The organism is Actinobaculum sp. oral taxon 183 str. F0552, from assembly GCF_000466165.1.
Lineage (GTDB): Bacteria > Actinomycetota > Actinomycetes > Actinomycetales > Actinomycetaceae > Peptidiphaga.
This window is the reverse complement of the sequence record NZ_KE951405.1, coordinates 23,997-43,924: the sequence shown is the minus strand read 5'-3', so window position 1 is coordinate 43,924 and position 19,928 is coordinate 23,997. Positions and strand designations below refer to the sequence as shown.

The 19,928-nt window shown below is 63.8% G+C and carries 13 protein-coding genes; 4 read left to right on the top strand and 9 right to left on the bottom strand.

The features are described from left to right. Positions 1 to 861 precede the first annotated feature (861 nt). Positions 862 to 1,833 (top strand): ParA family protein, encoded by a 972-nt coding sequence (locus HMPREF0043_RS00175; protein ID WP_232205951.1) that lies wholly within the window; start codon positions 862 to 864, stop codon positions 1,831 to 1,833. Between the two features lie 14 nt (positions 1,834 to 1,847). Next, the gene (locus HMPREF0043_RS11885; protein WP_021600696.1) at positions 1,848 to 3,686 is read left to right on the top strand and encodes a ParB/RepB/Spo0J family partition protein; all 1,839 of its coding nucleotides are present in this window, start codon (positions 1,848 to 1,850) and stop codon (positions 3,684 to 3,686) included. A gap of 106 nt (positions 3,687 to 3,792) precedes the next feature. Here HMPREF0043_RS11885 and HMPREF0043_RS11590 read toward each other — a convergent pair whose 3' ends face one another. The 9 genes from HMPREF0043_RS11590 to HMPREF0043_RS00125 form a co-directional block, all read right to left on the bottom strand. Continuing rightward, positions 3,793 to 4,965: a D-alanine--D-alanine ligase family protein gene (locus HMPREF0043_RS11590; protein WP_232205949.1), complete on the bottom strand. Its 1,173-nt coding sequence runs from the start codon at positions 4,963 to 4,965 to the stop codon at positions 3,793 to 3,795. Between the two features lie 85 nt (positions 4,966 to 5,050). Continuing rightward, entirely contained in the window at positions 5,051 to 6,370 is a 1,320-nt protein-coding gene (locus HMPREF0043_RS00160; protein ID WP_051317339.1) for an aminotransferase-like domain-containing protein, read from the bottom strand. Between the two features lie 287 nt (positions 6,371 to 6,657). Next, the gene (locus HMPREF0043_RS00155; RefSeq protein ID WP_040317437.1) at positions 6,658 to 7,245 is read right to left on the bottom strand and encodes a hypothetical protein; all 588 of its coding nucleotides are present in this window, start codon (positions 7,243 to 7,245) and stop codon (positions 6,658 to 6,660) included. A 2-nt stretch (positions 7,246 to 7,247) separates the two neighbouring features. After that, positions 7,248 to 8,300: a hypothetical protein gene (locus HMPREF0043_RS00150; protein ID WP_021600690.1), complete on the bottom strand. Its 1,053-nt coding sequence runs from the start codon at positions 8,298 to 8,300 to the stop codon at positions 7,248 to 7,250. Next, complete coding sequence (locus tag HMPREF0043_RS00145; protein ID WP_021600689.1) at positions 8,293 to 9,939, bottom strand: N-6 DNA methylase; 1,647 nt, start codon at positions 9,937 to 9,939, stop codon at positions 8,293 to 8,295. Before HMPREF0043_RS00145 ends, HMPREF0043_RS00150 begins: the two co-directional genes overlap by 8 nt. Positions 9,940 to 10,051: 112 nt before the next feature. Next, positions 10,052 to 10,990 carry a thioredoxin-disulfide reductase gene (trxB, locus tag HMPREF0043_RS00140; RefSeq protein ID WP_021600688.1) on the bottom strand — a complete coding sequence of 313 codons (939 nt, stop codon included), beginning with the start codon at positions 10,988 to 10,990 and terminating at the stop codon, positions 10,052 to 10,054. Positions 10,991 to 11,307: 317 nt separating this feature from the next. Further along, complete coding sequence (locus tag HMPREF0043_RS00135) at positions 11,308 to 13,983, bottom strand: hypothetical protein (protein ID WP_021600686.1); 2,676 nt, start codon at positions 13,981 to 13,983, stop codon at positions 11,308 to 11,310. A gap of 93 nt (positions 13,984 to 14,076) precedes the next feature. Beyond that, positions 14,077 to 16,368 (bottom strand): DUF6049 family protein, encoded by a 2,292-nt coding sequence (locus HMPREF0043_RS00130; RefSeq protein WP_021600685.1) that lies wholly within the window; start codon positions 16,366 to 16,368, stop codon positions 14,077 to 14,079. 1 nt (position 16,369) lies between these two features. After that, positions 16,370 to 16,870 (bottom strand): NUDIX hydrolase, encoded by a 501-nt coding sequence (locus HMPREF0043_RS00125; protein ID WP_021600684.1) that lies wholly within the window; start codon positions 16,868 to 16,870, stop codon positions 16,370 to 16,372. A 134-nt stretch (positions 16,871 to 17,004) separates the two neighbouring features. Between HMPREF0043_RS00125 and HMPREF0043_RS00120 the strand changes: the two genes are divergently transcribed. Together HMPREF0043_RS00120 and HMPREF0043_RS00115 are read left to right on the top strand one after the other, a co-directional pair. Beyond that, the gene (locus tag HMPREF0043_RS00120) at positions 17,005 to 18,609 is read left to right on the top strand and encodes a CCA tRNA nucleotidyltransferase (RefSeq protein ID WP_021600683.1); all 1,605 of its coding nucleotides are present in this window, start codon (positions 17,005 to 17,007) and stop codon (positions 18,607 to 18,609) included. After that, positions 18,606 to 19,922, top strand: a complete 1,317-nt coding sequence (locus tag HMPREF0043_RS00115) for a hypothetical protein (RefSeq protein WP_021600682.1) — start codon at positions 18,606 to 18,608, stop codon at positions 19,920 to 19,922. The genes HMPREF0043_RS00120 and HMPREF0043_RS00115 overlap by 4 nt, the downstream gene beginning before the upstream one ends. Positions 19,923 to 19,928: the final 6 nt, after the last annotated feature.

The window sequence follows — 19,928 nt, the reverse complement described above, 5'->3', positions numbered from 1 at the left end:
TAGTTTTATAGAGGATACACAAACTTCCAATTCTAAGTGATTACCTTACTGAAAGGATTGTCAAAGTACAATTCCCTCGTTTCACGTGAAACGTTTTAATTCTACCAACCAATATACTTAGGTGAAGTGGTTGCTAATTAGTGTATTGAACTACGAAAACGATTGCGTTACTAAATTTACGTCAAGGATGCTTACTGAACAATAGTAGACATTCTTTAACGACAGACATAATAGCTTCTGTAATATATTTTACGTACACAATTTGTATGGAAATATTTTTTCTTCAAATCGCCAAATGACACTCATAAGTTGATGGTTGATCGTGGTTGTGATGCGTCGGTTGATTTGAGTGACATTATGAATTGGGACATTGATAAAGTAGCAACGTTTTACGTGAAACGATTTAAATGAGTTAAGACAGTCAGCGTAATTTGAATTTATGTGTTTCACGTGAAACATGCAAGTGTGATGCACATAAACGTATTACATATGACTAGTGTCGTACCAATATTTCAAAACTAATGCGATATTAATGAAAATCAAGTTAATACAATCAAATTGATGGGTACTTAGTCATTGTTTTTCATGTGTTATGATCAATTAGATGTCATTGTGTACTATTGCGACAACAAAATGAAATAGTTTTAGGTGCTAAATGCAATGGAAATTCAATTCATATGGAATGTTTGAATAATGATTCGAATCTAAACAACAAAAATATAAATGAGTGACCATTATGCATGTCACTGATCCTTAAACAGGCTACGATTAAACGAATCGATGTGTGCATTGACAAATGAAACGAATTTCAGAGGTCGATTTCATCGGTTCTGTCAGCTCGTATTGCGTAGAATAGGGTCAATGAGAGGAGAAATTCAGGTGAGTGATCCCATGAAAAAGGCTAAAACGAGTGGGTCTAACGCTGGACCGAACCCGAATCAGTGGGATCGTCTGGTCGGTGAAGGCGCCCCTCTTGCCCGCAGTCTCGCGGAGGATATGAAACGCCTTGAGTCTATCGGTGACGCCAAATTCAAGGTTCCAACTAAGACGCGAATCATTGCGGTGGCAAATCAGAAAGGAGGGGTTGGTAAAACAACCAGTGCCGTTAATCTTGCGGCGGCACTTGCCTCGGGCGGACTTCGCGTTCTCGTCATTGATGACGATCCTCAGGGAAATGCGTCTACTGCGCTTGGTGCAGAACGTAATGAAGACACTCTTGGTCTGTACAATGTCCTTACTCGAGAGGTTTCCTTTTTCGAGATTTTGCAACAGTCCAAAAAGCTGCCGGGATTGTACATTGCGCCTTCGTCAATCAATCTTGCCCTTGTCGATGTCGAACTGGTGGAAGCACCAGATCGAAGTACGCGTTTACGCGAAACCCTGTATCCTGCTTTAGAAGAACTTGCGGAACAAGGCGAACGATTCGATTATGTGATAATAGACTGTCCGCCAAGCATGTCGCTACTTCCAATCAATGCACTGATCGCCGCTCATGAGGTTCTAATTCCCGTTCAAACTGAGTACTATGCTCTCGAAGGTCTCACGCAACTTTTGAGGACTATAGAAGGAGCGCGCGATGGATGGAACGCCGGTCTTCGAGTCAGCACGATTCTTCTAACTATGGCTTCGAAAAACACAAATCTCAGCGCTGAAGTATCCGAAAATGTGCGGGATTTCTTCCCTGAGGAAACGCTATCTGTTGAAATTCCTCGGTCAGTGCGCATTGCTGAATCACCATCATACGGCGAGACCGTGATTACCTATGCACCTCGTTCCAGCGGTGCCATTGCTTATCTAGCCGCGGCGCACGAACTGGCTGATAGAGCCGAGTAAGGGGTCACTTCACTATGGCGGAACGTAGACGCGGTTTAGGTAAAGGTATCGGAGCCCTTATTCCGAATTCACAGAAAGAGGTAAAAGACCGCCCGATTGACGTATTCTTCGGGGGGAATTCCGAAGAGAAAAAGTCAAAAGTTCCTCTGGAGGAAAAGTTCTTACTGGAACGGGGCAACAAAACTGATCGAACTACTGATTCTGCTACGAAGTCAACCAATAACACAAAGAATAACCGGAAAAGCATAGATGAAACAAAGAAAAGTCGTGAAAAGCCTTCTTCGAAAACAAAACAAAAAACTAATGTAAAACATGATGAAAACAAACAAAATGAAATTGTAATTCCTCAATCTGAAAGTAAAGCGAATTCACCCGAGGAAAAGTCGACAAAAAGAAATGGAAATGGGAAGGCCTTTGACCAAGATGGCGTCGTCGTTTTGTCGGAGGAGTCGTCTCGCATTGCGGTAAAGCGATCGAAAGCGGTAAAGCGATCGAAACCGGACCATGCTGTTCATGAAGATACCGAAGCTGGACGACAACTCGAGGTTGAACTTCTTGAGGAAGAACAAGAAGAGAAAGATGCTGTCACCTTAGCAGAAAACAGCGAAAGTTCTATGAACGTTGAATCATCGATCAGCCTTGAACCTTCGGACAGCATGCCTGTGAAGATCAATGAAACGCACCTTCCGGAAGACAATCGGGAAAGCCGTGAGAAGAGTCTGACAGACATTGACAGCTTCGAGAAATCGGAGGACACCATGAACGATCGTTTCGACAATCATGAGGAATATCCTGAAGCCGACCGGATTGCGGATTCCGAGACTTCGCATGCCGGCAATGGTTTGGATTCCGATCCTGACTCTGATGCATCTGATTCTCTGGACGATTTCGACTCAGAGCAAACGGCTTCTGCCGCTACAACCAACGATCGTTCAAACGCTGGTAACCAACCCGATGTCGTTTCTGCGGACGATGCTTTGGAGAATGATTCCGATGGCGGGTTGGTCGAGGTGCCAGGGGCCACGTTCGCAGAGCTTCCATTGACTGCAATAATCCCGAACACGAAACAGCCACGAACGGTCTTCGATGAAGACGAGCTTGCCGAGCTCGCCGCTTCGATCAAGGAGGTTGGGGTACTCCAACCGGTCATCGTCCGACCGCTTGAAGCGCCAATCGCCGATAAGCCCGAAGCCAGATATGAACTCATCATGGGTGAACGGCGCTGGCGTGCTTGTGAGCTGGCGGGGATTGACACTGTACCCGCGATCGTGCGGCATACACAAGATCAGGATCTTCTGCGTGATGCATTGCTCGAAAACCTCCACCGTACCCAGCTCAATGCCCTTGAAGAGGCGGCGGCTTATCAGCAGTTGCTTGAAGACTTCCAGTGCACGCAGGAAGAGCTGTCACGGAGGATAGCACGTTCGCGCCCGCAAATCTCCAATACGCTTCGTCTTCTCAAATTGCCGCCTCTCGTCCAGCGACGTGTCGCCGCGGGAGGACTTTCGGCTGGCCATGCGCGTGCGCTATTGGGACTGTCCGATTCGGCGGCCATGGAGCGCATAGCCCATAGAATCGTGGCCGAAGGCCTTTCTGTGCGGCAGGTGGAAGAGCTGGTTGCAGTTGGCGATGAGCAGACGCCGCCGAGACCTGTCCGGCGACGGACCAAGCGTTATGCGCCTGAACTGGGAGAGCTTTCGACCCGGCTCGCCGATCGCTTCGATACGCGAGTGAAGGTGGAGATGGGCGCCAAACGTGGATCTATTAAAATCGATTTCGCTTCCATTGACGAACTCAATCGGATTCTCGGAGTCTTAACACCGGGTGAAGCGGGTATTGATGTCCCCGAATAAGCGTCGAAAGCACAGAACAACAAACTCATGGTACGAAAAGGAGAATTCGAGAGGTTTGAAAAACGAATCCCATCCTCTTGTAGCGGCCGAATCGACGCCATTCGGATTACCGATCTATGGCTGAACGCAGAATCTTCGTATACAAATCGTCTACAGTAGTGCCGAGGTTGTGCGCTTCGGCTGCGGCGGCCTGCGGGAAAAGGGATGTCTCCGTCATACCGGGGGCGACGTTGACGTCCAGCACCCAGGGAACGCCGTCTCCGTCGAGAACGATGTCTGTGCGTGACAAATGCCGTAAGCCGAGAATCCTGTGCACTCTCTCTGCGGTTGATTTGACTGTGGATGTCTCCTCGTCCGTCAGGCGGGCGGGGACGAAGTACTCGGAGCGACCGGCATTGTAACGCGCATCGAAATCGTATGGGCCATCGGTGACGATCTCCACGGGCGGAAGCGCATGGGGTTCGCCGGTCCGAGAGGTTGGCGCCCGGCAGAACGAAGCTTGTTCATATGTCGCAGCTGGATCTGATGCCGCGGATGGAGACGGCGCTGAAGTCGCTGCTGTGGATGGAGACGGCGCAGCGGGCGAGGGTGATGCGGTAGGTGACAAGGATTCAGCGAGCGCTGAAGACGTGGCAGATGACGAAGGTACGGTGGACGGGGGCTCAGCGGAGGAAGACTCTGTGGCCCTCTCCATGACCGCGACCGCTACCTCGCGCCCGTCGATGTACTTTTCGATCCGAGCGTCTTCGCCATAGGCGTAGCAGTCGACCATCGCGCCGGGCAAGGCTGCCGATTCCTCGACAATCGTCACTCCAAGCGCCGAACCTCCCTGCGACGGTTTGACCACCAGGGGAAATCCGAAGCGCGCTTTGATCAGATCGAGAATCGGTGCCACACCCACCTCGCGGAAGAGCTTTTGTGGGATCGTCACTGAGTCGGGCATTGCGACACCCTCACGTGCCAGGACGGCGGCTGCGATGGCCTTGTCCGACGCCAGCTTGCAGGAGGCTGGGTCCGTGCCGACATAGGGATGGCCGGCCAGTTCGAGAAGATCCTGAAGCGAACCGTCCTCCCCTGTGCTTCCGTGAATGAGCGGCCACACGATATCGGGAGCCATGGAGTGAAGGCGTTGCAGGAGGTTCGCGTCGACGTCGAAGATCTTGACGTACATGCCCGCTTCGCGCAGCGCGGCCGCGACGCGCCGTCCCGAGTGCAGGGACACCTCGCGTTCGTGCGTCAAGCCCCCGGCGAGAATCGCAACCGTGAGTGGAGCGGACATGGACAGCCTCCCGAGTCGACGGACTGGATCACCAGGACGAACGGTAGACATTATACGGGCGGTGAGGAGTCCGGTTGCGGTCTCCTCACATTTGACTGAACTTCCCCCGGGGGTGCTCGCGGTTCTGGACGCCGAACATCGCGACGAGCTCGGCTTCGCCAGCCACGACCGTCGACAGGCGGCGCACGCCCTCGCGGATGCGTTCGGGCGTCGGATAGCAGAACGACAAGCGCATGTGGTCGCGGCCTTGACCGTCGGCGTAGAAGGCGGTCCCGGAGACGTAGGCGACGAGATTCGTCACCGCGCGCGGAAGCATGGCGTGCGCATCGAGTCCCTCCGGCAGCTTGACCCAGGTGTAGAAGCCGCCTTCGGGTGCGTTCCACGTGCACATCGGCAGGAATTCCTCTAAGGCGGCTTGCATCGCGCGACCGCGCTCGCGATACATTTCACGGTATTCCTTGACTTGCTGGTACCAGTCGTATGTGCGCAGATACTCGTTGATCGACAGCTGTGCGAAGGTGGACGGACAGAGGAGCGCATTCTCGTTGGCCAGAATCAGACGGGCTGTCACCGCAGCCGGTGCGAGCGCCCAGCCGACGCGGTAGCCCGGCGCGAAGGTTTTGGAGAACGAGCCGAGGTAGACGACGCCGTCGGGGTTGAAGGACTGGATGGCGGGGATGGGATCGCCGTCGAAGCCGAGGAGACCGTAAGGGTTGTCCTCGACGATGAGGATGTGGTGACGCGAGCAGATCTTCACGATCCGGCGTCGACGTTCGGCAGACAGGCAGACCCCGGCGGGGTTGTGGAAGTTGGGGATCGTGTAGAGGAATTTGACTGGTTTTCCCTCACCTTCTAGGTGTTCGATCGTCGCTTCGAGCTCTTCGGGAATGAGCCCGTCGCCGTCCATCGGCACATGGACGACGTTAGCCTGGTAGGCCCGGAAGGTCCCCAATGCGCCGACGTACGAGGGGGCTTCGGCCAGGACGACGTCGCCTGGGTTGACGAAGACCTGGGAGATGAGGTCGAGGGCCTGCTGCGAACCGGTGGTGACGGTGATGTCGTCGGGATGGCCGCGTACGCCGTCGGGCCGCATGACCTCGGCGATCATCTCCCGCAATTCGGCGTTGCCCTGCCCCGAGCCGTATTGGAGGATCGACGTTCCTCGGTCGCGCAGAAGACGTGCGCTCATCTCCGCGAGGAACTCGAGCGGCAGCCCCTCGATATTGGGCATCCCTCCGGCCAAGGAGACGACTTCCGGTCTATTGGCGACGGCGAAAAGCGAACGCACCTCCGACTGGCGCATTCCCAGAGCGCGATCCGCATACGTGTTGTACCAAGGATCCAGGCGCGTACCGGCCGCAGCGGCACGGGTCGTGCTGGTCGTGCCTCGCTGTTGTTCGCTCATCGCGCTCTCCTTCATTCCTGCATTCGGTTTCGGTGGGACGGAGCCGGTTGCGCATCCCACTGGACGGCTCGCGGCAGCGGCCACACTCAAGTGTGCCACGCCTCGGCTCCGGTCATGGGCGCGTGCTGGGAAGAAGACGAACTCGGGGGCCTTCGGCCGGGGAACTCAGGTGCCTCGGCCAGGATGACGCCGAACCACGAGGACTCCGTTCACAGGACAGACTATGGTTCTCCGTTCACGGGGCGGCTTTTGACCGGCCAAGAGCTGTAGGACTGAGATGCGCCGTTCTAAGACACGCCGTCGGCGAGTGCGGCGAGCAGAGCCGCACGGATGTGCAGCTTGGGCAGTTGCCCGGCGAATCTGGCGAGTTCGCGGAACGAAGAGGCATCGCCGGTGGACGCGGCGGTGTCGATGGATACGGCAGTGCTGTCGTGCACTGCTTCGGCGGCAGGCGCGGTTCCTTCGGCGGCCGTTGCCATGCGATCGGAGGCGGTTCCTCCCTCGCGGAGGAGGACGAGCATGGGAATGAAGTCGATCGAATCGACGAACCCTGCGGTGACGACCGGGTCGAGGCCGGCCGAGACTGCCTGGTGCGAACCGGAAGTCGCAGAGGCGGGTCGATCGAAGAGGCCATGCGGGGGCCGGTCCGCTGAGGAACCTCCAGTAGGCCGGAGGCGGTCGAACGCCTGGTCTGCGAGAGCGGCTTCGGCTTCGTCGATGTCGATTTCGAGGCCGCGGATCGCGAAGTCGCGTCCCGCCAAGTCCCGCAGTATCTCGCCGGCGATGACCCTCATGGGTGCGGAAATCTGGCACCAGCGTGCCGAGACGAAGACGAGAACGTACGCGGGGCGTCGAGACTCTCCGGAATCGGCCATCCCTACGACTTCTCTTTCCGCGACGCCGACTTGATCCGTTCTCGCACGGTCACATGGTGGGTGACCGGAGTGGCTGAGAGTACCTGCTGGATCATTCGGCCGAGGAAAACCGACGTGCGCACGTTCTCAGGGACCAGGTCTTCCCGCACGGTCACTGCGGGCAGATGCTCGAGGACGGCTTCGACGGGCTGATCGCCTGCATCGTCGTGATCGGCGCCCCCTTCATATTCGGAGTATTCCATAGGCAGAAGGCATGTCGCACCGTAGGCGTCGTCCTCGCGACTGAGCTTCTGCATGAGGTCAACGATCCATTCGGCCGTCATCGGGGCTTGTGAGAAGACCGTCGAACGGATGCCGAAGAAGAAGCCGATCGCTGCCAGCGGATGGCGCAGGCGGAGGTTCTTCGCGTCGCCGTAGGCTTCCTCGATGCGATTCGGCGCATTCTTGCCGAAGCTCGAATCCATGCGCTTAGTGGAGATCATGAGCTCTGGCCCGGTGGACCAATGCGACATCAGCACATCCACCTGTTTCTCGTAGTTCTTGCCGAGGATGCGGGCCTCGGAAGGTGCGGCGCTCCTCAAGGACTTCGACGTTTCCAGACGCCTCCGAAGCTCTTCGGATTCGCGTTTGGGGAGCGACTTGACAAGCTCGGCGATCGGACCCGGCAGAATCCTCGGTTCGGAGGGGCGAGGCCAGACGACGTCGGAGGCGAAGCCCGCACGATGGAGTTCGTAGACCAGCCACACGTCCAGGGCCAATGCGGGCACGCCCGACGTGGTCGGCGCGCCCAGGCGAAGGGGGACGCCCAGCAGGAGTTCGAGCGTGGCGAAGTCGGGCCGGTAGACGAGCCTGCCGTCGTCTCGGACCCATGGCGATGTGGTCGTCTGCGAAGCGCGGTCGACGATGGCGTCGAACAGAAGCCATCCGCGTGACCGGTCGGAAGAACGCGACAGCGGCGGGTGTGCCGGAGACGCCGGATGGGAGGAAGGCGCTGTGTAGGGCTCCGGCGAGGGAAGCTGATCGGGTGCGGTCTCCAACGGTGTGTCCCTAGCCATGCCGACGTCCCCTGCGGGCTCGGCGAGCGGACATGGACGACCAGGCGTCGCGGACTGTGGCGAGCTCCGCATCGGTGAGCATGCCGGAGTCCGAGAGGAGGATTCCGTCGACGAGATGCACGGCGCCGAGGAGCTCGCCCTTCGCCAATGCGTGGGAGACCTCGCTGCGGATTGCCCGCAGCGCATCCGCCCGATCGGCGACTAGGCCGCACGACGGCATCGCCCAGCTCGCCGCTTCGCCGGGTTCGAGCTTGAGGATCCCGCCGCCGTAGCTGCGTCCGGACATCTCAGCGCTCAGGAGTGTCACCGAGTTGAGGCTTGCCAGGGGAAGCAGTTCGCGCCCGAGGAGGCGGACGCGCTCGTCGAGATACACCCCGTGCACCGAATTGAGATGATGGACACCCGCCGCATTGGCCGCCAGGCGTGGAGTGTCCGCGTTCATGCACGTCAGGAAGAGGTCAGGCGCGTCGAGGAGGGGAACCCGGTACCAGGGCGTGCGCACGCGACATTTGTAAGCTTGGTCGACTCCGGCGTCGTGGCCGGTTCTGACATACGCCGCGGCGGCGCGCGACAGGGGTTCGTCCGGACGGAACAGCCAAGTGCTCTCCCCCTGTGCCCCGAGGGAGAGGAACCGTTCCCCGGATAACTCGAGACCGCGAAGATGGGCGCTTCCCGCGGGGCTGACGGGGACGAGATCGCGCCCGCCGAGCCCCAATTCGCCTGCGCGGGCGGGCGACAGAGTGAAATAGCGGTTGTTGCCGGTGACCGTTCCCAGCCGGGTGCTCCCCCACGAATCCAGCCGCGCAAAACCGCCGGAGTCGATGAGCCGCGCCGACACCTCCGCCGCCGCGGCCGGCACGAGAACGGTGGTCCATTTCCCTCCCGGATCGGCTGGACGCCAGCGGAGCCCCGCATCCGGCGAGACCAGGTCCCGTTCACCGGGAACTTGGCGGATGGTGGCCGTGCCCGTCGACGACCCGAAGCCTTCCGCCAGGAGGAGGACGACGTCGGCTTCGGCCTGGGCGAAGACCTGCCGTTCGAACAGCACGAGTTCGAGCGACCCGAAATTCTCAAAGAGGAACCGGCGGACGGGCGCCGCATAGTTGACGCTCAACAGCTCCGCCGGCAGGACGAATCCCAGACGCCCGCCCGGCACCAGGAACTGCGAAGCGTGGATGACGAAGGGCGCCCAACTGGACGCCAGAGCGGAGATCGACACGCCCGCCTGAAGTGCCGCCAACCGCGCGGCCGCCCGCATAGCTCCCTTGAACCCCTGGTAGCGGATGTACGGCGGATTCCCGATGACGGCCTCGCACTCACGCACCGGCTCCACGTCGAAGAAATCGCTGACCCGGATGCCCGCCGTTCCTCCGGCGGCGGCCACCCTGTTCCGGGCCTCATACGCCGTCGGCCCGTCGATCTCCACACCCTCCGCCGACGGGCGGGCGGCCCCCAGGCTCCGCAGGCGTTCGATCGCGGGAACCAGGAAGGCCGCATCGCCGCACGACGGGTCGAGCACGCGGTCCGCAGCCGAACGGATCGCCCAGGCTGTGATGAACTCGGCTATCGGCGCGGGGGTGAAGAACGCGCCCCTCGCCTTGCGCAAAGGGGTGTCGTCCGCCACGGGTGCTTCGGTCATGTCGATATGATCCTACCGGCCTCCGACGATTTCCGTGACTGCGGCCTCGTCCGCGCATGGCGAGCCGATCGAGCCATGGACGACGACGCTGCCGTATCGCGAGCGTCGCTTCTCAGGCCAGGCCCTCCAGGTAGGACTGCGCGTCGAGTGCGGCCCGGCAGCCCGAACCGGCGGCGGTGACGGCTTGGCGGTACGTGTGATCGACCACGTCGCCCGCAGCGAAGACGCCGGGTGCATTCGTTCGGGTCGAAGGCTCGTCGACGAGGATGTAACCCGCGTCGTCGACCGCGACCTCCCCGCGCACGATGGCCGAGCGCGGATCGTGGCCGATGGCGACGAACAGTCCCGACACGGGAAGGGTCGAAGTCTCTCCCGTGACGGTGTCCGTCAGAGTCGCCGACTCGAGGGTCGCCTCGCCGTGGAGCGCGGTGACGACCTTGTTCCAGTGGACCTCGACGTTCGGCTCGGCCAGGAGGCGGTCGGCCATCACCTTGGAGGCGCGCAGTTCGCCGCGGCGATGGATGACGTGCACAGTCGAACCGAAGCGGGCCAGGAACAGGGCCTCGGTGACGGCCGAATCCCCGCCTCCCACGACGGCGATTTCCTTGCCCTTGAAGAAGAAGCCGTCGCAGGTGGCGCAGTACGAGACGCCCTTTCCGCTGAATTCGGCCTCGCGGTCCAATCTGAGCTTCCTGTAGGCCGAACCGAGTGCCAGGATCACCACGCGGGCTCGGTACACGCCCGACTCGGTGGTGATCGTCTTGACCTCGCCGTCCAGTTCGAGCTCGACGGCGTCTTCGTATTCGACTTGCGCGCCGAAGCGCTCCGCCTGAGTTTGAAGCCTCTCCATGAGGTCGGGACCGAGGACGCCCTCGGGCCAGCCGGGGAAGTTCTCGACCTCCGTGGTCGTCATGAGCGCGCCGCCGGCCTCCAGCGTCCCTGCCAGAACGAGGGGTTCGAATCCAGCGCGGGCCGAGTAGATCGCCGCAGTCCACCCCGCCGGGCCTGAACCGACGATGACGACGTCGCGGATGTTCTCAGTTTCAGTCATTGTGGGCCTTTCATCCGGGCCGCGGGGCGCGGCAGTGCTCCGAGTGAACGCTTTCCACGTCCGTGAGTATTCCCGGCGGCGGTGCTCCGCGGACGGGCGGCGGCGCCGTCGTCGAATGCCCGGAGGCGACCCGGTTGGACATCGAGAATCGGCGTTCCGCGGGTGCGACTGCACCACGCATCAAGGCGACTGAGAGGCTGCATGAAAGCGACCTCTCGGGAAGGTTTCCCTTGTCGAATTCGTGATGTCGGCCGATTCCGAGTCAGGCCAGCGTTCGAGCCAACGCGGCGACTGACCCGGAAGCTGGCTCAGGCCTCCTATTTCACTGTGATCTCGGAAATCTCGATGCGGTTCTGACGCGCTTTGTTCTTCGGGAGCTGGTTGAACCAGAGGATGACGGTATCCGTGGCGATGGGCTTGCCGGATTCGAGGGTCATCGAAGTCGACATGCTGCTTTCGGCGATGACGTCGCCGGCGTTCGGAGCGGCCGCGCTGGTGTTGCGCCATTGGACATTGCCGCCGACGGCGCCGGACTGTATGTCCACTGAGGAGACCTTCGCCTTCTCCTTCAGCTTGATCTCCAAGCCGACGCCCTGCTTGCGGACGAAGTTGGGATTCGAATACCACCAGGAGCGCCAGATGGTCGCCGCGTTGCCGTCGACCACGTTCTTCACCGTCTGCGGGCTGTCTTGCGAACGGGTGTTGGACGGATCGAAGTCGGCCGCCTGCGGATTGAGGAGCGTGGCGCTCTCCACCTGGGGAGAGGGCAAGTTCTCATCCTCCTTTTTGGAGGACTCCTTGCCCTTCTTGGTCGCGGTGGGCTTGCTCTCCTTCTTGTCCTTCTCCGGGACGACCTTGGTGGTGGGGGCGCCGGCCGCCGGCTTCGCGGGAGGGACGTTCGTCGGGGCGCAGAACGTGAGGAGGCTCCATATCGCGCCGACGACGACGAGGATGGCTGCGCCCATCACCGCGACCTTCGAGGGGTCGTATAGCTTCTTCGCCTCGGCGTTCACGGGGCGCGCCCGGCCGGCGGAAGGCGCCCCCGGTGTGGGCGGGGGCGGTGGGTTTCCGCCGGCCGGGCCCGGCCGGCGGGCGGCGACCTGCGGTCCGGTTGGCGGGACGGCGCCTGGCGGAATGGCGTTTGGCAGGGTGATGCTTGGCGGAATGGCGTTTGGCGGGGTGGTGCCCGCGGCGGCATCCTCGGCGTTCGGACTCGCGGACCCGGAAGCTCTGGCGGGGAGTATGGATTCGGGCATCGGTCCGCCCGCGGACCGGGCGGCCTGCTCGTCTTGCGGACGGCCGCCGGAGGCCGCCGACGGGAGCGCGACGGTCTCCGAGGCCCTCGGGTCGGACCCGGCTGCGGGGGATGCTGCGTCGTCCGCCGGTTGGGATGCACCGGCTTCGGCGGGATCCGGCGTCGGGGATGTCGAGGCAGCGGGCGCTGCGTCATCGGCGGCAGACGCCCCCGGGGCATCGGCCGCGCCGTCGCGGCCTTCGGCCACATTGTCGGCGGGCGTCTCGCGGGTGCTCGCCTCCCCCGTTTCAGCCGCGGCTTCAGACGGCTCGGCGGCCGGCACGACGAGGGCTGGGCCGCCGCCCGGTTCGGATGTGCCGTTCTCCGCGGAGCGGCCCTTTTCAGTGCCGCCGCTGGAGGCGCTCGGGGCCGAGGCGTCGTCGGCCCCGAGCCTCTGCTCGGAGTCTGGCTCCGCCGGAGTGAGCGCGGACTCAGGGCGGCCCTGTGGCCCCGTCGACGCCTGGCCGGAGGGCGGAGTGCGACCGGAGGCCTCGTATTTCGGGGCGTCGGCCTGTCCCGGCGCATCGACGTCCAGACGAGGATCCGAGTAGTGATGGCTCGCGGATTCGAAGTCCTCGGGAGTGAAGATGGCAGTGGCGGAAGGATCGATGGCTTCGGGGTGCTCTTCGGCGAACTGGTCCAGCCCCACCCACGCCGGGTTCATCCCGCTCGGGGCGATGGCGTGTTCCGAGAGCGGATCCACCATCGGGCGGCGATGACCCGTCGCTGCGCCCGCCGGATTCCATGCGGGAGCCGGCGGCTGAGCCCCGGGCTCGGCGGCTCCCGGCATTCCCGGCGGAGTCGGTGCGTTCGCTGGGAATGCGCCGCCGGCAGACGGGTCGTGCGCGGGAGGTCTCTGCGGGGCCGGTCCAGTCGACGGCGCCGCTCCCGCCGGCCCGGAGGCCGCGCCCTGCGAGCTCGGCGGCGCCGAGGCGCCGCCGACGGGCTGCGGGAATGCCCCTGGTGAGATGACGCCCCAGGGGGCGAGCTCCCGGACGAAGTCGCTGGGCGAAAGCGCCCCCACCCCTTTGAGTTCGCGTGCGCACACATTGCGCAGCTGTTCGGGAAGCCGGTCGTTGTCGGCGACGCCGCGGAGCAGGGCTTCGGGCTTGCCCCCCGGCTGGCCGGTCAGCAGGCAGGCGAGGAGGAGGCTCAGCCCACGGGCCTCGATCCTGTCGGCCTGAGCCGTCTCCATCGAATCGGTGTGCATCCCGGCCAAGGCGGCGTCGACCCCCAGGCCGTCGATGAAGACCTCGCCGAGGACCCCGACGCGCACCTGCTGGGACGTCAGTTGGAGGTGGCGGACGCCGCGAGAGCGGGCCGAGTTGAGCGCCGAGGCGATCTCGCCGGACAGCGCGTGCGCCTGCTCCGGAGAGAAAGGCGTGCCGTGGAGGAAATGGGAAAGCGGCGTTCCCAGGGGAACTTCGGTGGCGATGTAGCAGGCCGATGCATCCTGCCCGACGGACAGGATGCGGACGACGTGGGGGTCGTCGATGAGCGAGCTGCGGCGGGCGGAGTCGAGGGCTTCGGTGGTGTTCGGCGCGCCGGGGTCGAGTATGATGAGCCTGAGGGACGTGCCGAGAAGGGTGTCGATCGCACTCCACACGGATATCCCGCTGTACGGAAGCTGTTCGGGGAAAAGACTGGTGAGCCGATAGCGTTCCGATAGCAGCTGACCAGCCTCGACGAAGCTGTTCACGTGTCAATCCTTCCTGCCAAGTGCGCGGCCTGCGACGTGCGGGGAACGGGGGGAACCCACTGCGGCCCATCCTACCTGGCACATGGCGAAAAACTATGTTGAATGCCGGCCCAACTTGCGGCGATGCTCCAGCGGACTGATGGGGTACGACCGCCGCCCGCGGCGGAACGACCTGACGAGGCCGATGATCAGGAGCGTGAAGAAGAACAGGCAGAACACCAAAGTTCCGATGTTCTCCCAGTCGGCGCGCACGCGCACCTCCAGAGCCCGAGGCGAGCCGAGGGGCTGCAGGCTCCCGTCGAGGATGCGCACCTTCGCGGTGATGTTCCCCGACCCCAGTGCCTTGACGGGGACTCTGACCTTCGTCGTGTTATGGGCGGAGAGCGTCGCGGTGACGGCCTTCGTCATCTTCAGGCGCTGATCCTTCGTCTCCAGGGCGACGGTGACGGTGACGGGCACCGGCAGGGAATTCGAGATGTCGAGGGGGATCTCCGTCTCCTGCGATATGACGTTGACTGTCGAGGAGGGCTTCGCGCTGACCGCCTCGCCGAACGCCCGGGCTTCGGTGGAATAGGCCTTCAGAGCCTTCGATCGGGCCCCCGGCGCCGATCGCCATGCATTCGCAGTCAGCTGGAAGCCGCGATCCCGTGCCGGCGTGGTGACCAGCTCGGGCGTCTGGGTGATTCCTCCGATCGACGTGAAACGCGCGAGAGCCGAATCCACCTGCCCGAGTTGGGAAGGCTGGATCTCTCCGGCGGCCTTGGATGTGTCGTCCAGAGCCTCCCGTTTGACCTTCGAAGGCGTGGAGGCGAGCACCTTGTCGATCGTGGCGGACTCGACCCACGGTGCACCCATGAGCGCTTCGACCGTTCCCCGCATGGCGCTCGGGTCGAGCGGGCTGCCGCTCTTCGCTCTCGCCGGGTCGTGCGGGCTGATCGACGGCAGGCTCGGGCGGTCGGCCTGGATCACCGTCGCCCGGGCGTCGTTGGGGCGTTCGCGATATGTGGCGGCGGACAGCGCGAGCACCAGCTGCCTCGAGTGCAGAGGGTCCATATCCGGCATGGAGCCCGCCTTCTGCGTCGCGTCGGCCTGGCCGCTGGAAGGCATCGAACCCGCGAACGCCGCGCTCATGGCGGTGTCGCTCGTCACGGCGGAGACCTTTCCGCTGGGAAGGGTCGAGAGCGCCGACACGCTCGACGACGTCCCGTCCGCCAGGGGCATCTCGCTGGAGGGCAGCACGACGCCGGTGATGCCCGAGGCTGCGAGCGCCTTGACGAGCGTCGCGTCGGGGCCGGGCGCCAGGAGCGAGACGTCGGTGCGCGGCAGTGGGATCGACAGCTCGGAGGCCAGCTTCGCCGCGATCGACTGTGCGCGGGCCTTACCGGTTGCGAAGGACGCCGCCGAGCACTGCGTCAGTTGCCCGGCCGCCTGGCAGGCGTGGGCCACAGCCGCCAGATCGCCGTCGCCCGGAGGGGTCAGGAGGAGCTGGGCGCCCGCCGTCGCCGCGAAGGACCTCAGCGCCGCGGTCGGAGCGCCGCGGCCGGACTCGACGAGGAGAGGGTCGACGAACGCCGTGACGCCCGGCGTCGACAGCGCCGAGAGCGTGTTGGCCACTCGTCTGGAAGCCTCCTCCGCTTCGTTCTCGCCGTTCCTGCTGAGGGCCTGGTCGATGGATCGGGCTGTCGACAGCTCGGCCGTGGACGCCGTGACGGGGACGACGACCGATGTCTGCATCCGTTTGACCTCCGACGAGGGAGCGACGACGACCACCGACCGGTCCGAATACTCATTCCCGTCGATCAGCGCGGACACCGCCACTCCGTGCGGCCCCCAGGTGGACGGCGTGTCCGTCCACGCGAGCCCCGCACGCGGAACGGTGAAGGACACGTCCACGGCGCCTCCGGGAGGGACGACCTGCGACCTGCGGTCCTCGGCGAGGGTCGCCGCGCTTCCCCCTCCTCCGCGTATGAAGGCCAGAAGCTGGTTGCGCGACGCCGGAACGGACGCTTGCCCCGCCAGCGTCGCCCCCGCGAGCGTCACCTCCCGCTTGCCCGGATTGGAGATGCGAGCCGTCACCGTCAGGTCGGCGCCCGGCTTGAGGACCGGGTCGCCCACGGAGGTGATCGTCACTCGCGGGGCGTTGGCCTTCCCTGACTGGGGGAGTCCGGCCGAGTCCTCGGTTCCGGAGGTCCGCTCGGCCGCCGCGCGGGGGGTCTGCCCGCCGGTTCCGGGAAGGAGGGCCGAGACGTGCGGGGTGCGCCGCCGTTGATCCGCCTGGACTGTTCCGCCCGGGGTCGCGCAGGCCAAGATCATCGAGAATCCCAGGATCAGCAGGGTCAGCGACCGTGTGCGGCGCGTGGGCCTGGAAGCGGTGAATCGACGCATGTCAATCACGACCCGAGAGGATGTCTCGAGCGACGCTGACGATCCTGCGCTCGTTCGGGTAGGCCAAACGCGAGCCGACTCTGTCCATGCGTATCCACTCGACTCTCTCCGCCTCCTGGTCGGGATCGTTCTGGGTTGTCAGTTCTCCGGCCAGCTCTTCCATGAGGAAGTGGTGGACGATCTTGTGGACTCGTCGGTCCGTGCCCGAAAACCAGTAGTCGATACTAGCGAGGTGGCGCAGGACTCGGGCCGTTATCCCCGTCTCCTCGTAGACTTCGCGCGTGGCCGCCTCCTCGGCGGTCTCGGCTCCCTCCAGATGCCCCTTCGGCAGGCACCACTCCAGGCGGCCGGCGCGATTGCGCCGCGCTATGACGACGACGTAGGCCCACCCCTCCTGCGCGGATACGACCACGCCGCCGGCGCTCGTCTCGTTGACGACCGGGAACGAGTGTCGCCGGACAGCGTTGGCGGCGGCGCTTCTCCTCCGCAGCTGCTGCCCCATCCCGGAAGGCAGTGGTCCCGATCTCGACATATCTCTCAAAGCGGTTGTGGCGTGCCGGTCCGCATGCCAGGATCGGCGCGACATGGCACCCTTAGAGGGTGCAACGCGTGACTCCCGCAAACGAACCGGTACACATGACGGAGATGACCGGAGCGAACCGGCGCGCCTTCCTGCTGATGCAGGGACAGAAGGCGCTCCGCTCCCTTCCCCGAGCCATCTATGAACTGGGATCCATTTTCGCAGATGCCGGGCATGAATTGGCACTCGTGGGCGGCCCAGTGCGGGACGCCTTCCTCGGTTTGCCCATACACGACTTCGATTTCACGACGTCCGCCAGACCCGGGGAAACCCAGGAACTCCTCGATTCCTGGGGGTCGACCACGTGGGACGTCGGACGCGAGTTCGGCACGATCGGCTCGGTCCGGCGCGATCTCACCGTCGAGGTGACGACCTACCGGACCGACTCCTACGACGTCGGCTCCCGCAAGCCGAGCGTGGACTACGGGGACACCCTCGAAGGCGACCTGGCGCGCCGGGACTTCACCGTCAACGCGATGGCCGTCCGCCTTCCGTCGATCGAGCTCGTCGACCCGTGCGGTGGGCTCGACCAGCTGGTCGACGGAGTCCTGTCCACGCCCGTCACAGCCGTCCAGTCCTTCGACGACGACCCGCTGCGCATCATGCGCGCAGCCCGCTTCGCCGCCCAGCTGGGGTTCGACGTCGCCCAGGACGTCATGGCGGCCATGGGCGAGATGGCCGGGCGCCTGTCCATCGTCTCCGCCGAGCGGATCCGCGCCGAGATCGAACGGCTCCTCGTCTCCGACGCCCCGCGCCGCGGCGTCGAACTACTTGTGTACACGGGTGTGGCAGACGTCGTCCTGCCCGAACTCGCTCTGCTCCGCGACACCGTCGACGAGCACGGGCGGCACAAGGACGTCTACGAGCACACCCTGACGGTGCTCGACCAAGCCATGGCCTTGGAGGGCGAATGCGACTACGAGCCCGACCTCCTCGGCGGCCCCCTGCCGAGGCCGGACCTCGTGCTGCGGCTCGCCGCGCTCCTCCACGACATCGGCAAGCCCGCCACGCGCCGGTACGAACGCGACGGCTCGGTGACGTTCCGCGGGCACGACGTCGTCGGCGGGCGGATGGCCGCCAAACGACTGCGCGCCCTGCGCTTCGACAAGCAGACGGAGAGGGACGTGGCCCGCCTGGTCGAACTGCACCTGAGGGCCTTCGGCTTCTCCGAGCAGGGGTGGACCGATTCGGCGGTCCGCCGTTTCGTCCGCGACGCCGGACCGCTGCTGCCTCGCCTCATGCGCCTCATCCGCGCGGACGTCACCTCTCAGAACCGGCGGAAAGTCGCCCGCCTCCAGGCCGGCAACGACGAACTCGCGCGGCGGATCGTCGAACTGGCCGAGCGCGAGGCCCTCGACGCGATCCGCCCGGACATCGACGGGTCGAGGATCATGGAGATCCTCGGGCTCGAACCGGGGCGCCTGGTCGGCCAGGCCAGGGACTTCCTGCTCGAACTGCGTCTGGAGGAGGGGCCCCTCGGCCAGGCCGAGGCCGAGCGCCGCCTGCTGGCGTGGTGGGCCGAACGGGACGGCGACGCCGCAGCCGGCTCGCCGTCCCGTTCGGATGGGCTGAAACCCGGCCCGGATGCTCGTGAGGCCGGCCCGGATGCCGCGCCCGAAGGCCCTGAGCGTCCGATGCGTCGGGAAGGCGCCCGGCCGTGAGCCTCCTGGGGGATCTGGCCACGCTGTCCAAGCGGGCCGGCTTCACCAAACTCCTGGGCGTGCGCCTCGTCTCGCAAGTCGGGGACGGCATGTTCCAGGCGGGTCTGGCCTCCCTGTTCTTCTTCAGCCCCCAGTCGATGGCGGAACCCGGCGGTGTCGCCTCCGCCCTTGTCGTCTTGCTCCTGCCCTACAGCCTCATCGGTCCCTTCACCGGCCCGTTCCTCGATCGGTGGCGCCGCCGCCAGGTGCTGTTCTACGGCAACCTGGTCCGGTGCGCCCTCGTCGCGGTGATCGCGGCGGTCATGGCGCTCCTGGGGGTCGGGCCGGCGGTCGGCGCGCTCGCGCTGTGCACGCTCGGCCTGGCGCGCTTCCTGCTGTCGGCTCTGTCGGCCGGCCTGCCGAAGGTGGTGGGCGGCAACGAACGCCTCGTCATGGCCAACTCGGTGGTCCCCACGCTCGGCGGCATAGCGATGGGCCTCGGCGCCGTCATCGGCGTGCTCATGCGGGTGCTGCTGCCGGAGAGCGCATCGCGTGAGATCTCATCGCTCGTGGCCGCGGCCCTCCTGTACCTGGGGGCGGCCCTGGCCGCCCTCCTCCTCGCCCCCGGCGAACTCGGACCCGACGGGGTGGAACGGCCCGCGCCCCTGGGCGAGACGTTGCGGCGGACGGCCGGCGAACTCGGCGCGGCTGTGACCTACCTCCTGAGCCGAGGCACCCCGGCGGCGGCCCTGGTGACGATGGCGCTCCACCGCTTCGTCTACTACATGGAGCTCATCACGATCATCTTGGCCGCGAGGAACCTCCTCTCCGAGCCGTCCGACGCCGACGCGGGCATCGCGCTCTTCGGGACGCTCGGCGGAGCGATGGTCGCGGGCCACTTCCTCGCGGTCATCCTGACCCCCGTCGCACACGAGCGCATGGCGCCGTCTCGCTGGACCCTCGTGTGCCTGGTCGTCGGGACGGTCGGGCAGCTCGCCGTCGCCGTCTCGTATTCGACGCCCGTCTTCATAGCTGGGCTGTTCGTCTTCGGGATCGGCGTCCAGGGTGCGAAGATCGCGGTCGACTCCATCATCCAGGGCGACGTCGAAGACGCCTACCGCGGCCGCACCTTCGCGATCTACGACGTCATGTTCAACATGTCGGCGTGTCTCGCCGCGGCCGTGGCGCTCCTCGTCCTGCCCGACGTCGGCTGGTCGTGGACCGTTCAGGTGGGCTTGGCCGCCTTCGTCTGGGCGACAGCCTTCGGATACTGGAGGAGCGTGCGCGCTCTAGGCGACGAGCCGCGCCGGGCCGGACCGACCGCTGCGGGCTGACCGGCC

Bases quoted from the DNA above. Each gene is read 5' to 3' on its own strand.
- HMPREF0043_RS00175 (WP_232205951.1), top strand. From the start codon at position 862: ATGAGAGGAGAAATTCAGGTGAGTGATCCCATGAAAAAGGCTAAAACG.
- HMPREF0043_RS11885 (WP_021600696.1), top strand. From the start codon at position 1,848: ATGGCGGAACGTAGACGCGGTTTAGGTAAAGGTATCGGAGCCCTTATT.
- HMPREF0043_RS11590 (WP_232205949.1), bottom strand. From the start codon at position 4,965: ATGTCCGCTCCACTCACGGTTGCGATTCTCGCCGGGGGCTTGACGCAC.
- HMPREF0043_RS00160 (WP_051317339.1), bottom strand. From the start codon at position 6,370: ATGAGCGAACAACAGCGAGGCACGACCAGCACGACCCGTGCCGCTGCG.
- HMPREF0043_RS00155 (WP_040317437.1), bottom strand. From the start codon at position 7,245: ATGGCCGATTCCGGAGAGTCTCGACGCCCCGCGTACGTTCTCGTCTTC.
- HMPREF0043_RS00150 (WP_021600690.1), bottom strand. From the start codon at position 8,300: ATGGCTAGGGACACACCGTTGGAGACCGCACCCGATCAGCTTCCCTCG.
- HMPREF0043_RS00145 (WP_021600689.1), bottom strand. From the start codon at position 9,939: ATGACCGAAGCACCCGTGGCGGACGACACCCCTTTGCGCAAGGCGAGG.
- trxB (WP_021600688.1), bottom strand. From the start codon at position 10,990: ATGACTGAAACTGAGAACATCCGCGACGTCGTCATCGTCGGTTCAGGC.
- HMPREF0043_RS00130 (WP_021600685.1), bottom strand. From the start codon at position 16,368: ATGCGTCGATTCACCGCTTCCAGGCCCACGCGCCGCACACGGTCGCTG.
- HMPREF0043_RS00125 (WP_021600684.1), bottom strand. From the start codon at position 16,870: ATGGGGCAGCAGCTGCGGAGGAGAAGCGCCGCCGCCAACGCTGTCCGG.
- HMPREF0043_RS00120 (WP_021600683.1), top strand. From the start codon at position 17,005: ATGACGGAGATGACCGGAGCGAACCGGCGCGCCTTCCTGCTGATGCAG.